The following is a 14,322-nucleotide window of genomic DNA, read 5'->3' on the forward strand; positions in this document are numbered from 1 at the left end:
GTCGGTCCGCACGGTGACCGTCGGCGGTTCCGCGACGCGTCGTTCCCGGCTGCAGCGGCTGCTGGTCCGTGGACTGGCGATCGGGGGGCAGTCGTGGCATCATTCGTCGACGTCTGCCTCGAAGGAACTACCCATTTGATAAGTGCTTTGTGGTGGCTCCCCCCGCCCACCGAAAACAACGGGACGTCGGCGGGGTCAGCGCGGCTCGGCGACCACGGCGAGGTGGTCGGCGTGGAACGGGTCGAGCCGTTTCGTTTCGAGGACCCGATACTCCGTCCGGAGGTCGTCGAGCGCGTCCTCGAAGACGGCCTCGGGGTCGCGGACGGTGTCCTCGCTTCGGGCCTTGATCACCGCGGCCAGCCGACCATCGTCGGCGAGGAACCGCCGGTTCGCACACGCGACGCGTGCCTGTCCCCGGGTCGCCACGTCCTGAACTACCACGTCGAGGTCGGCCTCGACGACGTGACCGTAGCTCGCGGGCTTTCGCGCGTCCTTCAGGAACGGGACCAGGGAGTCGCGCGTCGCGGCCACGTCGACGAGGTCGCGCATCGGGCGGGCGGCGAACTCGACCGCGTAGACCACCCGCGCGACGTCGGCGACGTGGCTCGCGGTGGTGCCGTTCGCCGCGCCGAGGTAGAGCACCCGGTCGCCGTCCTGGAGTCCGGGATCCATCCCGCGTTCGTACATCGCGCCGAGCTTCGAGCGCCGGGCGTCCCACGCGCGCCAGCCCTCGGCGGTCGGTTCGCCGTAGACCGGTTCGCCACGGGTCGCGAGGCGCTCCTCGCCGTCGAACTCGCGGTAGGCGACCCCCGATGGCAGGGTCATCGCTCGCGCTCCGTGCCGCTGCGGATCTGGGCGATCCGGTCGGCCAGGTCGTCGTCGAGTTCGGGCCGGCGGTCGCCGGCGTAGTGGTCGATCCGGGCGGCGATCGTGAGCTTCCCGGCGAGGGCGCGCGCCGCCGACCCTCGTTTCTCGGGGCGCGTGCCGCGGACGGCCTCGTGGACGTAGATCACGCCGTGTTTCGGGGAGGGAGCGGTTCCGCGAAGGTGGGCGAACAGCGCCTCCTCCGCGCCGAGGAGCTGGACGGTGCTGCTCGACGTCCTCGCCAGCGATTTCAGCCCGCCGGCGAGCGAGAGGAGGCGGGCCGCGAGCGTCGGCCCGGCGAGCGCCGCGAGGTTCGGGGCGACCGTCGGGAGGACCCGTTCGAGGAACGTTTCGAGCGCGGCGCGTTCGTCGTCGAGCGCGACCGCGCGACCCGCGAGCGAGCGAACCCGCTCGTCCGCGGGGTCGTCGGCTGGTTCCCGAGCCAGTTCGCGACAGAACTCGATACCGGTTCCCGCGTCGTTCGAGCGGCTTCCCGCCCACTCGGCGACGCGTTCCGCGAGTTCGTTCGCCGTCCGTTCGGTGTCGTCCATCGCACGGACGGCGTGGATAACCTGGCGGTCGTCGGCGCGCTCGCGTTCGGTCGCAGCCGTCCGGGCCGCCTCGGTCGCCGCGTCGTGGAGCGCCGCGTAGTACTCGTCCGCGTCGGCGGCGAAGCCGGCCTCGACCGCCAGCGCGGGCCAGTCGGCCGGGGCGTCCGCGCTCCCCTCCCGGATGCGGTCGCGGGCCGCCGGGTCGTCGGACGCGAGCCCCGCGAACCATCCCTCTGTCATGGGGTGGCCTTTCGAACTCGCGCGCAAAAGCCGTCCGGTTCCCGCGACGGGGCTTCGACCGCGCCAAATCAGGGCGAATTTGGGTGTGTTTGTGGCATACTTACATGTACTGATCTGCCGGATCATAATCCGTGCGGCGACGCACGTGACCCAAATGACAGACGAAAACACCGTACGCGAGGAGTCCGACGGACCGCTCGATTTCTTCGAGACGATGACCGAGAAGCTGGGTTCGCGCCGGAAGTTCATGGGCGACGCCGCGAAGGTCGGTGCCGGTGCCGTCGCGCTCTCGGCCGTGGGGGCCGGGACCGCGAGCGCCTTCCACGAATCCAGCGACGTCGACATCCTGAACTACGCGCTGACGCTCGAACACCTCGAAGCGACCTACTACGCGGAGTTCCTCGACGAACACTCCGAGAGCGACGTCGAGGGCTCGGCGGTGGCTCAGTACTTCGCTCGACCCACCCTCCGCTACTCGCTCTATCAGCAGATCGAGGACGTCGCGGACCACGAGGCCCAGCACGTCGACGCGCTGAGCCAGACCATCTCCGACCTCGGCGGCACGCCCGTCGAGGCCGCGGAGTACACCTTCCCCTACGACTCGATGGAGGAGTTCGTCGCCCTCTCGGACCGCATCGAAGCGGTCGGTGTCTCGGCCTACGCGGGTGCCGCACCGTACATCGAGAACCAAGACGTGCTCGCGGCCGCGCTCTCGATCCACAGCGTGGAGGCCAACCACTCGACGTTCTTCAACGTCCTCAACCTCCAGCGTGCCGCGCCGAACGCGTTCAACCCGGCCCGAAACAAGGACCAGGTGCTCGGCATCGTCACGCCGCTCATCGACTCGTAGAACTGCTCACCCACCGATTTTTTGGTCGTCACTCCGGCGAGCAGCGCTGCCGCCGTCGCCGAATCGGTCCGCGCGGTTTCGACAGGATTTAACCCGCGGGTACACACGTCCCGGTATGAGTCAGAGCGATGCCGACGGTACGCCCGCGCGGACCTGTGTCTCGTGTGGGATCAACATCTCCGGGACCAACGCCGCGAAGTTCCCGTGTCCCGACTGTGGCCACCAGATCTACCGCGACGCAAACTGCCGCAAGCAGAGCACCCTCTACGAATGCCCGCGGTGTGGCTTCACGGGGCCGTAAAATGGGGAAAGTCGCCGCGAAGCTCAAAGTGATGCCCGAGAGCCCCGACGTCGACCTCGACGAACTCCAGGGCGAGCTCGAAGAGAGCCTGCCGGAGGGCGCGAAGATCAACGGGTTCGAGCGCGACGACGTCGCCTTCGGGCTGGTCGCGCTGCTCCCCACCGTCATCGTCCCCGACGACGCGGGCGGGACGGAGTCCGTCGAGGAGGCCTTCGCCGCCCTCGACCGCGTCGAGAGCGTCGCGGTCGAGAACGTCGGCCGGATCTGAGCGACGGGAGAACGCACGTTTTATGGCCGCCGACGCATAACCCGGTTCTACCATGCCCAACTCCAAGGGACCCCTCAAGAAGACCCGGAATAAACTCTCGAACGACCCGCGCGAGCGCGGCACCTCGCCGCCCCAGCGCGCCATCGAGGACTTCGACGAGGGCGAACACGTCCACCTTCGCCTCGACCCCAGCGTCCCCGACGGCCGATTCCACCCCCGATTCAACGGCCACACCGGCGAGGTGCTCGGTCGGCAGGGCCGGGCCTACCGGGTCCGGATCAACGACGGCGGCAAGGACAAGACCCTGATCGCGATCCCCGCCCACCTCCGCCGACAGGAATGACGATCTTCAAGCGGAAACTCGACGAGGAGTACCTCACGCTCGCCGAGACCAAGGAGCTCCTCGCCGACATCGAGGCCGAACGCGCCGCCGACCCCGACCGGGAGCTGCGCTACGAGCTCCACCGAGCGATCGAGCACGTCAACCGGTTCTCGGAGCTCACGGTCGAGGAGTCCCAGGAGTTCGTCGACGAACTCGACGGGTTCGAGAAGATCGACGAGCCCACAGCGTACAAGATCGCGAACCTCAAACCCGCCAACCGCGACGAGCTCCGGGCGGTGTTCGCCCAGGAGCGCTACTCCCTCTCGGGCGACGAGCTCGACGAGGTGCTCGACGTCGTCGCTCGGTACGCCTGAGCCGGCGCGAATTTAAGTGCGTCCTCGGCGTACGGGACCGCTATGAGCGACGCCGAGCAGAGCAGCGATACGGACGACCGCCGTGTCGTCGTGCTCGACCTCCTGCCGAATGGCCGCGCCGACGACGACCGACCGCCCAATCGGAAATCCCCGCTCGCCTACTGTCTCGGGGAGGCCGACTTCTCGCTCGTCGAACTCACGCTCGCCGACGAGACGGATATCGGTTTCAGCGACCGGGTTCGCCCCGACGACGAGGGCGTCGAGCGGTTCCGGTCGGTCACCTTCGAGGACGTATCGAGCGCCGCGCGCTCGGAGCTCGAGTACGCCGTCGAGGACCTCATCGACCGCGATGAGAGGCGGTTCGTCGACTTCTACAACGACGCCCAGCCGATCAGCCTCCGGCTCCACCAGCTCAATCTCCTCCCGGGGATCGGCAAGAAGCTTCGAAACTCGATCCTCGACGAGCGAAAGCGGACGCCGTTCGAGAGCTTCGCGGACCTCGAAGAGCGCGTCGCGGGCCTCCACCGCCCGAAGGAGATCCTCGTCGAGCGGATCCTCGAAGAGCTCCGGGACGAGGACCTGAAGTACCGGATCTTCGTGGGGCGCGAGCCGACCGAGGAGTGACGCCGAGAGCGGGAGGTTTTACACCCAATGGGTGACTAGCCACATCAATGACCGAACCCGAGGGTTCGCGAGCCCGGCGCGATCCCGACGCGTTGCTGGCGCGGGCGGGTGTTCGTGGCGACCGAAACCAGGACCAGCACTTCCTCGTCGACGACCGGGTGCTCGACCGGCTCCCCGAGTACGCGACGGCGTTCGACACGAGCCACGTCCTCGAGGTCGGGGCGGGCACCGGCGGGCTGACCGACCGACTGCTCGCTGACGCCGAGCGCGTGACGGCGGTCGAGCGGGACGTCCGCCTCGTGGAGTTCCTCCGCGAGGAGTTCGCGGGGGCGGTCGATGCCGGACGGCTCGACGTGGTCGCCGGCGACGCGCTCGACGTCGACCTCCCCGAGTTCTCCGCCTCGGTCTCGAACCTCCCCTACGGGAGTTCGAGCGAGCTGTTGTTCCGACTCCTGCCGCGAGAGCGCCCGCTCGTGGTGATGGTGCAAGCGGAGTTCGCCGAGCGGATGGTCGCCGATCCCGGGAGTTCGGAGTACGGCCGGCTGTCGGTGACGGCGGGCCACTACGCCGACGCCGAGATCGTCGAGCGGGTCCCACGGGAGGCGTTCTCGCCACCGCCCGCCGTCGAGAGCGCGGTGGTACGGACCACGCCGCGCGACCCCGACTACGACGTCCCCGAGGACGCCTTCTTCGCGTTCGTCCGCGGCGTGTTCACCCAGCGCCGGAAGACGATGCGCAACGCGATCCGCAACACGACCCACATCACCGGCATCGCCGATGCGGCGGCCGTCGTCGCGGCCGCGGACGAGGACCTGCTCGCGAGCCGCGCGGGCGAACTCCGGCCCCAGGAGTTCGCCGCGCTCACGACCCTCGCGATCGAGGACGGAGGGCTCGCGGTGTGACGGCCCGCGGTCCGCGCCGCCCGCGCCGTCCGCGTTCCGGCCACCCCACCCGAACGCTATCGTCCGACTCAGGTGTGAAGACCGTCTCAAACGCGCGAACCTGGCAGTTACAAGCAACGGCCCGAAAGACCCCGAGGACGTACCGACCTACATGGCGATCATCAAGGACATCCGGGAGAGCCTCTCCCCGACGTCCACCGACGATGGGACGATGCGGTACCGGTGTGTCGACTGTCTCACGGAGTTCGACGAGCAAAAACGGATCTGTCCGAAGTGTGGCGGTGCCGAGTTCGACCGTCTCTGACGGGTCGGGACGAGCGGATTCACCCCCTGTCCGCCGATCGCCTTCGACGGTGACGCCATCGACTGTGGGGTCCGGCGGTGGTCGCGGGTGATCCTCGCGACCGGATTCGTGCGATGGCTCCAGACGACGTATCTCTCGTCGACGGGGTCGCGCGTGCTCGGAACTTTCGGGGCGTTGCTACTGCTCGGGGTCGTGGTCTACCTCGTCGACCGCGCTGGGCGACCGTTCAAGAACCGCTATAGCTCCCGGCTCACCGAGGCGTTCCAGGCGGGCATCGTCGCGGTCTGGCTGATACTCACCGTCGTCTGGGTCACGGTGGTCTGGAACATCACGTGGGCGCTCGACATCGTCATCAACACGTTGTCGATAAACCGACTGACAGCGGTCCGGGCCCTGTTCACCGTCACGGCGATCATCGTCGCCTATCTCTTCGTTCGACTGCTGAATCGCTCGATCGATCGCCTTTCGGAGGAACACGGCGCGATCACCGACCATCAAAGCGAGATGGCCTACCACGTCGCCGACGTCGGGGTGTTCGTGGTCGTTGGGTTCGTCTCGCTCGCGATCTGGGGCATCAGCCTCGGGAACCTCTTCCTCAGCGCGGGCGTCCTCGGAGCGATCGTGGGGCTTGCGGGCCGTGAGACGATCGGCGCGATCACCGCGGGGTTCGTCCTGCTGTTCTCGCGGCCGTTCCACGTCGGCGACTGGATCCAAACCGCAGACCACGAAGGTGTGGTTCGTGACGTCACGATCGTCAACACCAAACTCCGGACGTTCGACGACGAGCACGTCCTGATCCCGAACGACGAGATCACCTCGAACCCGCTGGTGAATCGCTCGGAGAACGACCGCCTCCGACTCGACCTCGAAGTCGGCGTCGACTACGAGACCGACCTCGACCGCGCGATGGAGGTCGCCCAGGAGGCGATGACGGACGTCGAGGCGGTTCGGGAGATGCCCGCCCCGCGCGTCATCTCGAAACGGTTCGCGGAGTCGGGGATCGTCCTCGAACTCCGGTGGTGGATCGGCAACCCGAGCGCCCAACGGGAGTGGAAGGCCAAGACCGCCGTCATCACCGGGGTGAAGACCGCCTTCGACCGGGAGGGGATCTCGATCCCCTACCCGCAGCGCACCCTCAGCGCGCGCGAGGAGGCCACCTTCGAGGTCGACGAGATGGCCTCGGAGGGGGTTCCGAGGTCGGATGCGGCCACCGACGGGGGCGAGTGATGGGGCTCGACGCCCGCCGCGACCGCGACCGGGTCTACCAGCCGGCCGAGGATTCGGATCTCCTCGCGACCGCCGCGCGCGAGGCGGCGTCCTCGACCGATCGAGTACTCGATGTCGGCACCGGATCGGGCTACGTCGCCCACGAGGTGGCCGAGACCGGAGCCCGGGCCATCGGTGTGGACCCGAACCCCCACGCCTGTCGGGAGGCCCGCGACCACGGCATCGAGACCGTCCGTGGCGACCTCACCGCGCCGTTCGCCCCCGACTCGTTCGACCTCGTGACGTTCAACCCGCCGTACCTCCCGACCGACCCCGACGACGAGGCCGACGACTGGATGGGGGTCGCCCTTTCGGGCGGCGAGACGGGTCGGGCCGTGATCGAACCGTTCCTCGCCGACGTCGGGCGGGTGCTCGCACCGTCCGGCCACGTCCTCCTCCTCGTGAGCAGCCTCTCCGACATCGACGTGGTTCGCGAGCGCGCGGCGGCCGCGGGGTTCGAGGCGAGCGCCGTCGCCGAGGACTCCTTCCCCTTCGAGAAGCTCCTGATACTCCGACTCGATCCCGTGTGATAACCTCTGGGCATAACTCGGAGTAGAAAATATTAAAGACCCGCATCACGTCGGGTCGGCAATGACGGAACTCGTTGCGACGACACCGGGCGTCCTCCCGCTGCCGGACTGGGCGAAGGACCGACTGGGGAGCCTGAAGGGCCACCAGAAGGAGGACCTCGTCGACGGCGACGAGGGCGCGGAGATAACCGACGTCTACGCCGAGGCGCGCGCGGCGGTCGCCGACTGGCAGACCACCGCCGGGCTCCACAGGATAGGGGAGGGTCAGCTCCGGTGGGACGACATGCTCGCCCACCCGCTCTGTGTCCACGACGCGGTCGAGACGCGCGGCATCGTGCGCTACTACGACAACAACAACTTCTACAGGGAGCCGGTGGTCTCGGGCGAACTCACCTTCGACGGCGACCTCGCCGACGACCTCGACGCGTTCGTTGCAATGGAGAACGCTCCGGAGAGCGTTCAGGCGGTGGTCCCCGGTCCGTACTCCCTCGCCGACCTCGCGACCGACGAGTTTTACGGGGACGAGGCGGCCTTCCTCGACGCCATCGCGAACTTCCTCGCGGGCGAGGTCCGGGCGTTCCCCGACGTCGAGACGGTGTTCGTGCTCGAACCCTCGCTGGTGACCGCCCCACCGGACGACGACCTCGCCGAGCGCGCGAGCGAAGCGCTCGATTCGGTGGCCGACGCGACCAGCGCCGACGTGGTGGTCCAGACCTACTGGGGGGCGCTGACCGAGAAGGTCCACGCCCACGTCCTCGATGCCGACGTCGACGCGGTCGGCTACGACTTCGTGACGAACCACGAGGACAACCTCTACAACATCAACGAGTACGGCACGAAGGACGATATCTCGCTCGGTCTCGTCGACGGCCAGAACACGCTGGTCGAGGACCCCGAGAAGGTGGCCGAACGGGTCGCGTGGGTCGACTCGCAGATCCCTGCCTCGGAGTTCGAGACGACCTACCTCACCACCAACACCGAGCTGTTCTATCTCCCCGTCAACCGGACCACGGCGAAGTTCGAGGCGCTTGCCGAAGGGGCGGCGCTCGCGGAGGCCGACGCATGAGCGAGAACCGCGAGCAGTTCCGACCCGACGGCCACCCGAACGAGCACTTCATCCTCACCACCGTGGTGGGGAGCTACCCCAAACCCAAGTGGCTCGACCGGGTGCGCGAACAGCACGAGACCCCGGAAGGTGGGTTCGACGACGACAACTGGGCCGAGGCCGCCGACGACGCCGCCCGGATCATCACCGACGAGCACGAGCGCGCGGGCCTCGACGTGGTGGTCGACGGCGAGATGCGAAGAAACGAGATGGTGGAGTTCTTCGCCGAGCGGATCGAGGGCTACGAGTTCAACGGCCCCGTGAAGGTCTGGGGCCACAACTACTTCGACAAACCCTCGGTGACGGACGCGGTCGCCTACGACGAGCCGTGGCTGGTCTCGGAGTTCGAGTTCACGAACGAGGCGGCCGAACGTCCCGTCAAGGTCCCGATAACGGGACCTTACACCCTCGCGAGCTGGAGCTTCAACGAGGCCTACGACGACGACCGCGACCTCGCGCTCGCGCTCGCGGACCTCGTGAACGAGGAGATCCAGAAACTGGTCGAGCACGGCGCACGCTACATCCAGATCGACGAGCCCGCGCTCGCCACCACGCCCGACGACCACGCCATCGTCGGCGAGGCGCTCGATCGGATCGTCGCCGACCTCCCCGAGGACGTCCGGATCGGTCTCCACGTCTGCTACGGGGATTACTCCCGGATCTACCCCGAGATCCTCGACTTCCCGATCGACGAGTTCGACGTCGAGCTCGCCAACGGCGACTACGAACAGCTCGACGTCTTCACGGACCCCGAGTTCACGGTCGACCTCGCGCTCGGCGTGACCGACGCCCACGTCGCGGCGGTCGAATCCGTCCCCGAGATCAAGGAGAACATCAAGAAGGGCCTGGAGGTCGTCCCACCCGAACGGCTCACCGTCAGCCCCGACTGCGGGCTGAAGCTCCTGCCGCGCGAGGTAGCCTACGGCAAGACCGCGAACATGGTGGCGGCCGCTCGCGAGGTCGAACGCGAACTCGATTCGGGTGACGTCGAGGTCGGTGCCTCGGCGACCGCCGACGACTGACCGTCCCATCGACGTTCCACCGACCGGATGAACGATCCGGCTATAGGTGACACGACCGTTTTGCCGTGAGATAACGTCTACCGGCCATGCGCCGTCGGCTCGCGTATCTGGAACCGATGGGCTCGCGGGCCGAGAACGCCGCCGGCTCCTTTCTCACCGCCGAGGACCTCCTCCAGTTCCTCGACCACTCCATCGACGACGAACCCGACGCCCACACCCCGCTCGCGTTCCCGCTCCAGGCGCGCGACCTCTCCGGCCTTTCACCGGCGTTCGTGCTGACCTGCGGGTTCGACCCGCTCCGCGACGAGGGGTTCGCCTACGTCGACCGCCTCCGCGAGGCCGGGGTCGATGTCGAGCACGCCAACTTCGAGTCGATGGTCCACGGATTTCTCGACATGGATATCGTCGACCACGCGTACGACGGGACCGAGGCGGCCGCGGCGTGCCTCCGAACCGAACTCGACGCGTAGCCCGTCGTCGGTGTACCCGACCGACACGGCTGCCGTGGTGTTTGATCCGCACGAATCGCCGAACGAACAAGGCTCCGAAGCGGTGCAGAAAGTTTATTACGGGACCTCGAAAACGGATACGATGGAGCCTGACCGGCTCCGGACCGGCGGGGACGACCCCGTTCCCTGGCATCACCCATCCCAGTCCGTCCCCCTCCCCGCTTTTGCGACCGTCGTGCTACGAGCCACGTCGCTCGCGGTCTGCCTGGGGGCGAGGAATTATGCGCCCGCCCCCGGACGGATGAGTATGCGAGTCCTGGTGACCGGCGCGACGGGGTTCATCGGCGGCCGGCTGCTTCCGGCCCTCCGCGCCGCCGGCCACGACTGCGTCGTGCTCACTCGGGACGCAGCGCGCTACGACGGACCCGATGGGGTGGACGTCGTCGAGGGCGACCTCCTCGAACCCGGGAGCTTCGACAGTGCCGTCGAGGACTGTACGGCGGCCTACTACCTCGTCCACTCGATGGAGTCGCCGGACTTCGAGGCGCGCGACCGGCGCGCGGCCCGGAACTTCGCGCGGGCGGCGAGCGCGGCGGCGCTCTCGCGCGTGGTCTATCTCGGCGGTCTCGGCGAGGAGAGCGAGGGACTCTCGCCACACCTCCAGTCGCGGCGCGCGCTCGAAGGCGTGCTGCGGGACGGCGACTACGACCTCACGGTACTCCGGGCGGCGGTCGTCCTCGGCGCTGGCGGCGCGAGCTTCGAACTCCTCCGCCAGTTCGTCGAGCGCCTCCCGCAGTTCGCCGCCCTGCCGCTCCCGGCGGCGGTGAGGACGAACTGCCAGCCGATCGCGCTCGACGACGCCGTGGCGTCGCTCGTGGGCGTGCTCGACGCCTCGGAGACCCGCGGGGAGACCTACGACATCGGGGGGCCGGAGGTGTTGACCTACGAGCAACTCCTCCGACGCGTCGCCCGCGCGGCCGGTCGAACGCTGATGACGATGCCCGTTCCGTGGCTCCCGCGGTCGACCGCGACCTACTGCCTCGACCGGATGACGGGGATTCCGACGGTCATGATCGCCTCGCTGATCGAGGGGCTCGACAACACCGTCGTGGTTCGGAACGAGTGTCCTCGCGACCTGGTTCCGGTCGATCGGACCCCGGTGACCGTGGCGATCCGCCGGGCGCTCGCCGAGTGATCACTCCATCGCGGCGTCGAGTACCGACCGGCGTTCCGCGATCGTCGTCGCCGTCATCGAGAGACGTTCGTCGTCCATCCGAACGTCGAGCCGTCCACTGTCGGTGCTCCGTCCGATCACGTCGACGGGCGCGACGCCGTCGAACGCTTCCTCGACTCCCTCGGGGTCGTCGGTTTCGACGACGGCACGACCCGGCCGTTCGCCGAACAGCGCGGCGGCGGGGTTCTCATAGTCGTCGATCTCGATCCGTGCGCCCGCTTCGGGCGTGACCATCTCCGCGAGCGTCACCGCGAGGCCGCCGTGGCTCACGTCGTGAACCGCGGCCGTCGCCTCCTCGTTCGCCACCCGCGCGAGCGCCGCGACGAATTCTTGAGGATCGTCGGGGAGGTTCGGGAAGCGGTCGGCACCGCCGAACCGCGCGAGGTATTCGGACCCGCCGAGAGCCGGGTCGTCGCCGTCGAGCCCACCGACCAGTAGGAGATCACCGACCCCGCGGAGGGCGGTCGGCGGGGCTTCGTACCCCTCGCGAACGCCGACCATCGCGAGCGTCGGCGTCGGCGGGATCGGACCCGCAGCGGAGTCGTTGTAGAGCGAGACGTTCCCGCCGACGACGGGGACGTCGAGGTCGGCACACATCCCCGCGAGGCCGTCGACGATGGCCGAGAACCCGCCGTAGGTCCCGGGGTTCTCGGGGTTGCCGCCGTTGAGGCAGTCGACCGCAGCGAGCGGCGTCGCGCCTTTCGCGGCGAGGTTGGTGGCGTTTTCGAGCGCGACCGCACGTGCGCCCGCCGCCGGGTTCGCGGCGGTCCAGTTCGGCTCCGCCCCCGCCGAGAGCGCGAGGCCGATCCCCGCCCCATCTCCGCTGGCGTCGTGGATCGCGAGAACCGCGCTGTCGTCGCCCGGCCCGCGCGCCGTCCGGAGGCCCACTTCGTGGTCGTACTGGCGGTAGACCCACTCCCGGCTCGCGGTGTTCGGGCTCCCCACCAGCTCCCCGAACGCGGTTTCGAGGTCGGGGCTCGGCAGGTCGCGGTCGGGTTCGACGGGCGATTCGGCCGGCAGGTCGTAGGCCGGCGCGCCGTCGGCGAGGAACTCGGCGGGTGCGTCGACCACGGCGTCGCCGTCGAACGAACAGGTGTAGTTCCCCTCGACGACCTCCCCGATGACCGAACAGCCGAGGTCGAACCGATCGGCGATCGCTCGGACTCGCTCGACGTTCTCCGGTGCGACCTCGTAGCACATTCGTTCCTGGGACTCGGCGAGCAGGATCTCTATCGGGTTCATCCCGGGTTCGCGCTGGTGGACGGCCCCGAGGTCGATGTCGGCTCCGAGCCCGCCCTTCGCGACCAGTTCGGCCGAGGCCCCACCCAAGCCCGCCGCACCGAGGTCGCGGGCGGATTCGATCAGCTCCTCGTCGATGAGCTGCTCGTTCGACTCGATCAGGAGCTTCTCGGTGTAGGGGTCGCCGACCTGTACCGCCGGCCGGTCCTCGGTTTCGGCGTCCTCGGCGAGGTCCTCGCTCGCGAAGCTCGCCCCGCCGAGCCCGTCGCGGCCGGTCGCGTTCCCCACCAGCACGAGTTGGTTGCCCGGTCGCTGGGCCTCGGCGGTGACGAGCCGCTCGGTATCGAGCAGCCCCACACAGGCCACGTTGACCAGCGGGTTGCCTTCGTAGCCCGGGTGGAACGCGAGGCTACCGCCCACCGTCGGCACGCCGATGGCGTTGCCGTAGTCGGCGATCCCCTCGACGACGCCGTCGAGAAGGTAGCGGGTGTGCTCACGGTCGAAGTCGCCGAAGTAGAGCGAGTCCGTGAGCGCGATGGGGTAGGCCCCCATCGAGAGGGTGTCCCGGACGATGCCGCCGACGCCCGTCGCTGCGCCGTCGTAGGGGTCGACGAACGAGGGGTGATTGTGGCTCTCGATGCCGAGGGTGATCGCGAGGTCGGTCGTCTCGTCACCCGTCGGGAGCCCGACCACGGCGGCGTCGTCACCCGGCCCGACCACGACCTGCTCGCCCTCGCTCTCGAATTCCGTGAGGAGCGGGCGCGAGGAGCGGTAGGCGCAGTGCTCGCTCCAGAGGTTCTCGAACAGCACGCTTTCAGTAGGGGTCGGCTCGCGACCGAGCCGCTCGGTTATCCGGCGGCGGTCGTCGTCGGCGAGGGGCATGGGCGAGGTTTCGGGAGTCCGAGTATAGCGCTTTTGATAGCCGTGAAACGGGGAAATCCGGGGAGGACGGTTTCGTGGGTCGGTTCGACGCTTTTCGCTCGTTTTGGATTCGACTGCCGATTCGTCGACGACGAGTCCCGACACAACTGAGAACCGCAGGCCACGTCCTCCCCAACCGATTCGCTCGCTCCCGTCGGTCGCTCACTCATCCCTCGCGCGAGTCGCGCGTCTTCGACGCGCTCCCGCGCGCCACCGTGACCGCCGCGCCCATCACCGGTCCACGACCAAACGCGCTCTCACTCCGTCGCGTCGCGGTACTCCGCCTGCGAGATGGTGTATCGGTACTCGTCGCTGACCTCGTCGCCGTGGGGCAGCCAGTTCCGGAGGAGTCCCTCGCGCCGTCCACCGTAGGCCTCGACGTACTTCTCGATGGCGCGGCGCGACCGGTCGTTGTCGGCGTGGTGACTCACCGAGACGACTTCGAGGTCCAGCCGTTCGAAGGCGAGCTTCATCAGCGCGCCGGCGCGCTCGCCCGAGTAGCCACGACCCCAGAATCGCTTGCGGAGCCACGTACCCAACCTGCCGGTTCGGCGGTCCCAGTCGATGTGGAGCGCGGCGTTGCCGGCGTACTCGCCGGCACCGTCTCGCGGGTCGCCGTACTCCCCGCTCGCCGATTCCGAGGCGCTTGGCACCTCGTCGCTCTCGTCGTCCCGCGGTCGGATGACGTAGCCCGCCGCCTCGCCCTCCTCCCAGCGCTCCTCCACACCGTCGATGTACTCCTTCGATTCGAGGAGCGTCTCGTGGGGTTCCCAGGGCATGTAGCGGGTGACCTCGTCCATCGCCTCCGGGCCGTCGGCGTCCGAACAGATCGCGTAAAACTCGAAGAGATCGAGGTTCTCGTGACACAGCCGTTCGAGCACCAGCCGCTCGGTCTCGATGCGGTCGGGGAACATACCCGACCCTCCGGGCGGGCTCACAAAAGCGTTCGCCGACGC

General features: G+C 68.5%; 18 protein-coding genes. 14 read left to right on the top strand and 4 right to left on the bottom strand.

The features are described 5' to 3' along the window. Positions 1 to 195 precede the first annotated feature (195 nt). Positions 196 to 825, bottom strand: a complete 630-nt coding sequence (locus C447_RS08445; RefSeq protein WP_007692889.1) for a fibrillarin-like rRNA/tRNA 2'-O-methyltransferase — start codon at positions 823 to 825, stop codon at positions 196 to 198. Then, positions 822 to 1,655 carry an NOP5/NOP56 family protein gene (locus tag C447_RS08450; protein WP_007692890.1) on the bottom strand — a complete coding sequence of 278 codons (834 nt, stop codon included), beginning with the start codon at positions 1,653 to 1,655 and terminating at the stop codon, positions 822 to 824. Before C447_RS08450 ends, C447_RS08445 begins: the two co-directional genes overlap by 4 nt. A 154-nt stretch (positions 1,656 to 1,809) precedes the next feature. Here C447_RS08450 and C447_RS08455 point away from each other — a divergent pair, with 154 nt between their 5' ends. The 14 genes from C447_RS08455 (at position 1,810) to C447_RS08515 (ending at position 11,167) form a co-directional block, all read left to right on the top strand. Further along, a complete protein-coding gene (locus C447_RS08455; RefSeq protein WP_007692892.1) occupies positions 1,810 to 2,505 on the top strand; it encodes a ferritin-like domain-containing protein in 696 nt (231 codons plus the stop codon). Positions 2,506 to 2,620: 115 nt separating this feature from the next. After that, positions 2,621 to 2,806 (top strand): HVO_2753 family zinc finger protein, encoded by a 186-nt coding sequence (locus tag C447_RS08460; protein WP_007692894.1) that lies wholly within the window; start codon positions 2,621 to 2,623, stop codon positions 2,804 to 2,806. Position 2,807: 1 nt separating this feature from the next. Next, entirely contained in the window at positions 2,808 to 3,074 is a 267-nt protein-coding gene (locus C447_RS08465) for an elongation factor 1-beta (RefSeq protein WP_007692896.1), read from the top strand. A gap of 52 nt (positions 3,075 to 3,126) precedes the next feature. Then, complete coding sequence (locus C447_RS08470; RefSeq protein WP_007692897.1) at positions 3,127 to 3,417, top strand: 50S ribosomal protein L21e; 291 nt, start codon at positions 3,127 to 3,129, stop codon at positions 3,415 to 3,417. Then, positions 3,414 to 3,770, top strand: a complete 357-nt coding sequence (locus C447_RS08475; protein WP_007692899.1) for an RNA polymerase Rpb4 family protein — start codon at positions 3,414 to 3,416, stop codon at positions 3,768 to 3,770. Before C447_RS08470 ends, C447_RS08475 begins: the two co-directional genes overlap by 4 nt. 42 nt (positions 3,771 to 3,812) lie before the next feature. Beyond that, positions 3,813 to 4,394 (top strand): DUF655 domain-containing protein, encoded by a 582-nt coding sequence (locus tag C447_RS08480; protein ID WP_007692901.1) that lies wholly within the window; start codon positions 3,813 to 3,815, stop codon positions 4,392 to 4,394. 47 nt (positions 4,395 to 4,441) lie between these two features. Further along, positions 4,442 to 5,296 carry a 16S ribosomal RNA methyltransferase A gene (locus C447_RS08485; RefSeq protein ID WP_007692903.1) on the top strand — a complete coding sequence of 285 codons (855 nt, stop codon included), beginning with the start codon at positions 4,442 to 4,444 and terminating at the stop codon, positions 5,294 to 5,296. Between the two features lie 151 nt (positions 5,297 to 5,447). Further along, positions 5,448 to 5,600 (top strand): hypothetical protein, encoded by a 153-nt coding sequence (locus C447_RS18155; protein ID WP_007692905.1) that lies wholly within the window; start codon positions 5,448 to 5,450, stop codon positions 5,598 to 5,600. 87 nt (positions 5,601 to 5,687) lie between these two features. Beyond that, positions 5,688 to 6,827 carry a mechanosensitive ion channel family protein gene (locus C447_RS08490; protein WP_007692906.1) on the top strand — a complete coding sequence of 380 codons (1,140 nt, stop codon included), beginning with the start codon at positions 5,688 to 5,690 and terminating at the stop codon, positions 6,825 to 6,827. After that, complete coding sequence (locus C447_RS08495; RefSeq protein WP_007692908.1) at positions 6,827 to 7,396, top strand: HemK2/MTQ2 family protein methyltransferase; 570 nt, start codon at positions 6,827 to 6,829, stop codon at positions 7,394 to 7,396. Before C447_RS08490 ends, C447_RS08495 begins: the two co-directional genes overlap by 1 nt. A gap of 61 nt (positions 7,397 to 7,457) precedes the next feature. Next, a complete protein-coding gene (locus C447_RS08500) occupies positions 7,458 to 8,462 on the top strand; it encodes a 5-methyltetrahydropteroyltriglutamate--homocysteine methyltransferase (RefSeq protein WP_007692909.1) in 1,005 nt (334 codons plus the stop codon). Continuing rightward, positions 8,459 to 9,523, top strand: coding sequence for a methionine synthase (locus tag C447_RS08505; protein WP_007692911.1), 1,065 nt, complete (start codon positions 8,459 to 8,461; stop codon positions 9,521 to 9,523). The genes C447_RS08500 and C447_RS08505 overlap by 4 nt, the downstream gene beginning before the upstream one ends. A gap of 86 nt (positions 9,524 to 9,609) precedes the next feature. Beyond that, positions 9,610 to 9,993 (top strand): alpha/beta hydrolase fold domain-containing protein, encoded by a 384-nt coding sequence (locus C447_RS08510; RefSeq protein WP_007692913.1) that lies wholly within the window; start codon positions 9,610 to 9,612, stop codon positions 9,991 to 9,993. A gap of 286 nt (positions 9,994 to 10,279) precedes the next feature. Next, complete coding sequence (locus C447_RS08515) at positions 10,280 to 11,167, top strand: NAD(P)H-binding protein (RefSeq protein ID WP_007692914.1); 888 nt, start codon at positions 10,280 to 10,282, stop codon at positions 11,165 to 11,167. On the opposite strand, the gene purL is transcribed toward C447_RS08515, so the two are convergent. Together purL and C447_RS08525 are read right to left on the bottom strand one after the other, a co-directional pair. Continuing rightward, the gene (purL, locus tag C447_RS08520; protein WP_007692916.1) at positions 11,168 to 13,327 is read right to left on the bottom strand and encodes a phosphoribosylformylglycinamidine synthase subunit PurL; all 2,160 of its coding nucleotides are present in this window, start codon (positions 13,325 to 13,327) and stop codon (positions 11,168 to 11,170) included. Positions 13,328 to 13,623: 296 nt separating this feature from the next. Further along, complete coding sequence (locus C447_RS08525) at positions 13,624 to 14,280, bottom strand: GNAT family N-acetyltransferase (protein ID WP_007692917.1); 657 nt, start codon at positions 14,278 to 14,280, stop codon at positions 13,624 to 13,626. Between the last annotated feature and the right edge of the window lie 42 nt (positions 14,281 to 14,322).

Origin of the sequence: Halococcus hamelinensis 100A6, assembly GCF_000336675.1 — an archaeon.
In the GTDB taxonomy this organism is placed as follows: domain Archaea; phylum Halobacteriota; class Halobacteria; order Halobacteriales; family Halococcaceae; genus Halococcus; species Halococcus hamelinensis.

What these genes read in the sequence shown, in the direction of transcription:
- C447_RS08445 (WP_007692889.1), bottom strand. Translation starts at nt 825, where the DNA reads ATGACCCTGCCATCGGGGGTCGCCTACCGCGAGTTCGACGGCGAGGAG.
- C447_RS08450 (WP_007692890.1), bottom strand. Translation starts at nt 1,655, where the DNA reads ATGACAGAGGGATGGTTCGCGGGGCTCGCGTCCGACGACCCGGCGGCC.
- C447_RS08455 (WP_007692892.1), top strand. Translation starts at nt 1,810, where the DNA reads ATGACAGACGAAAACACCGTACGCGAGGAGTCCGACGGACCGCTCGAT.
- C447_RS08460 (WP_007692894.1), top strand. Translation starts at nt 2,621, where the DNA reads ATGAGTCAGAGCGATGCCGACGGTACGCCCGCGCGGACCTGTGTCTCG.
- C447_RS08465 (WP_007692896.1), top strand. Translation starts at nt 2,808, where the DNA reads ATGGGGAAAGTCGCCGCGAAGCTCAAAGTGATGCCCGAGAGCCCCGAC.
- C447_RS08470 (WP_007692897.1), top strand. Translation starts at nt 3,127, where the DNA reads ATGCCCAACTCCAAGGGACCCCTCAAGAAGACCCGGAATAAACTCTCG.
- C447_RS08475 (WP_007692899.1), top strand. Translation starts at nt 3,414, where the DNA reads ATGACGATCTTCAAGCGGAAACTCGACGAGGAGTACCTCACGCTCGCC.
- C447_RS08480 (WP_007692901.1), top strand. Translation starts at nt 3,813, where the DNA reads ATGAGCGACGCCGAGCAGAGCAGCGATACGGACGACCGCCGTGTCGTC.
- C447_RS08485 (WP_007692903.1), top strand. Translation starts at nt 4,442, where the DNA reads ATGACCGAACCCGAGGGTTCGCGAGCCCGGCGCGATCCCGACGCGTTG.
- C447_RS18155 (WP_007692905.1), top strand. Translation starts at nt 5,448, where the DNA reads ATGGCGATCATCAAGGACATCCGGGAGAGCCTCTCCCCGACGTCCACC.
- C447_RS08495 (WP_007692908.1), top strand. Translation starts at nt 6,827, where the DNA reads ATGGGGCTCGACGCCCGCCGCGACCGCGACCGGGTCTACCAGCCGGCC.
- C447_RS08500 (WP_007692909.1), top strand. Translation starts at nt 7,458, where the DNA reads ATGACGGAACTCGTTGCGACGACACCGGGCGTCCTCCCGCTGCCGGAC.
- C447_RS08505 (WP_007692911.1), top strand. Translation starts at nt 8,459, where the DNA reads ATGAGCGAGAACCGCGAGCAGTTCCGACCCGACGGCCACCCGAACGAG.
- C447_RS08510 (WP_007692913.1), top strand. Translation starts at nt 9,610, where the DNA reads ATGCGCCGTCGGCTCGCGTATCTGGAACCGATGGGCTCGCGGGCCGAG.
- C447_RS08515 (WP_007692914.1), top strand. Translation starts at nt 10,280, where the DNA reads ATGCGAGTCCTGGTGACCGGCGCGACGGGGTTCATCGGCGGCCGGCTG.
- purL (WP_007692916.1), bottom strand. Translation starts at nt 13,327, where the DNA reads ATGCCCCTCGCCGACGACGACCGCCGCCGGATAACCGAGCGGCTCGGT.
- C447_RS08525 (WP_007692917.1), bottom strand. Translation starts at nt 14,280, where the DNA reads ATGTTCCCCGACCGCATCGAGACCGAGCGGCTGGTGCTCGAACGGCTG.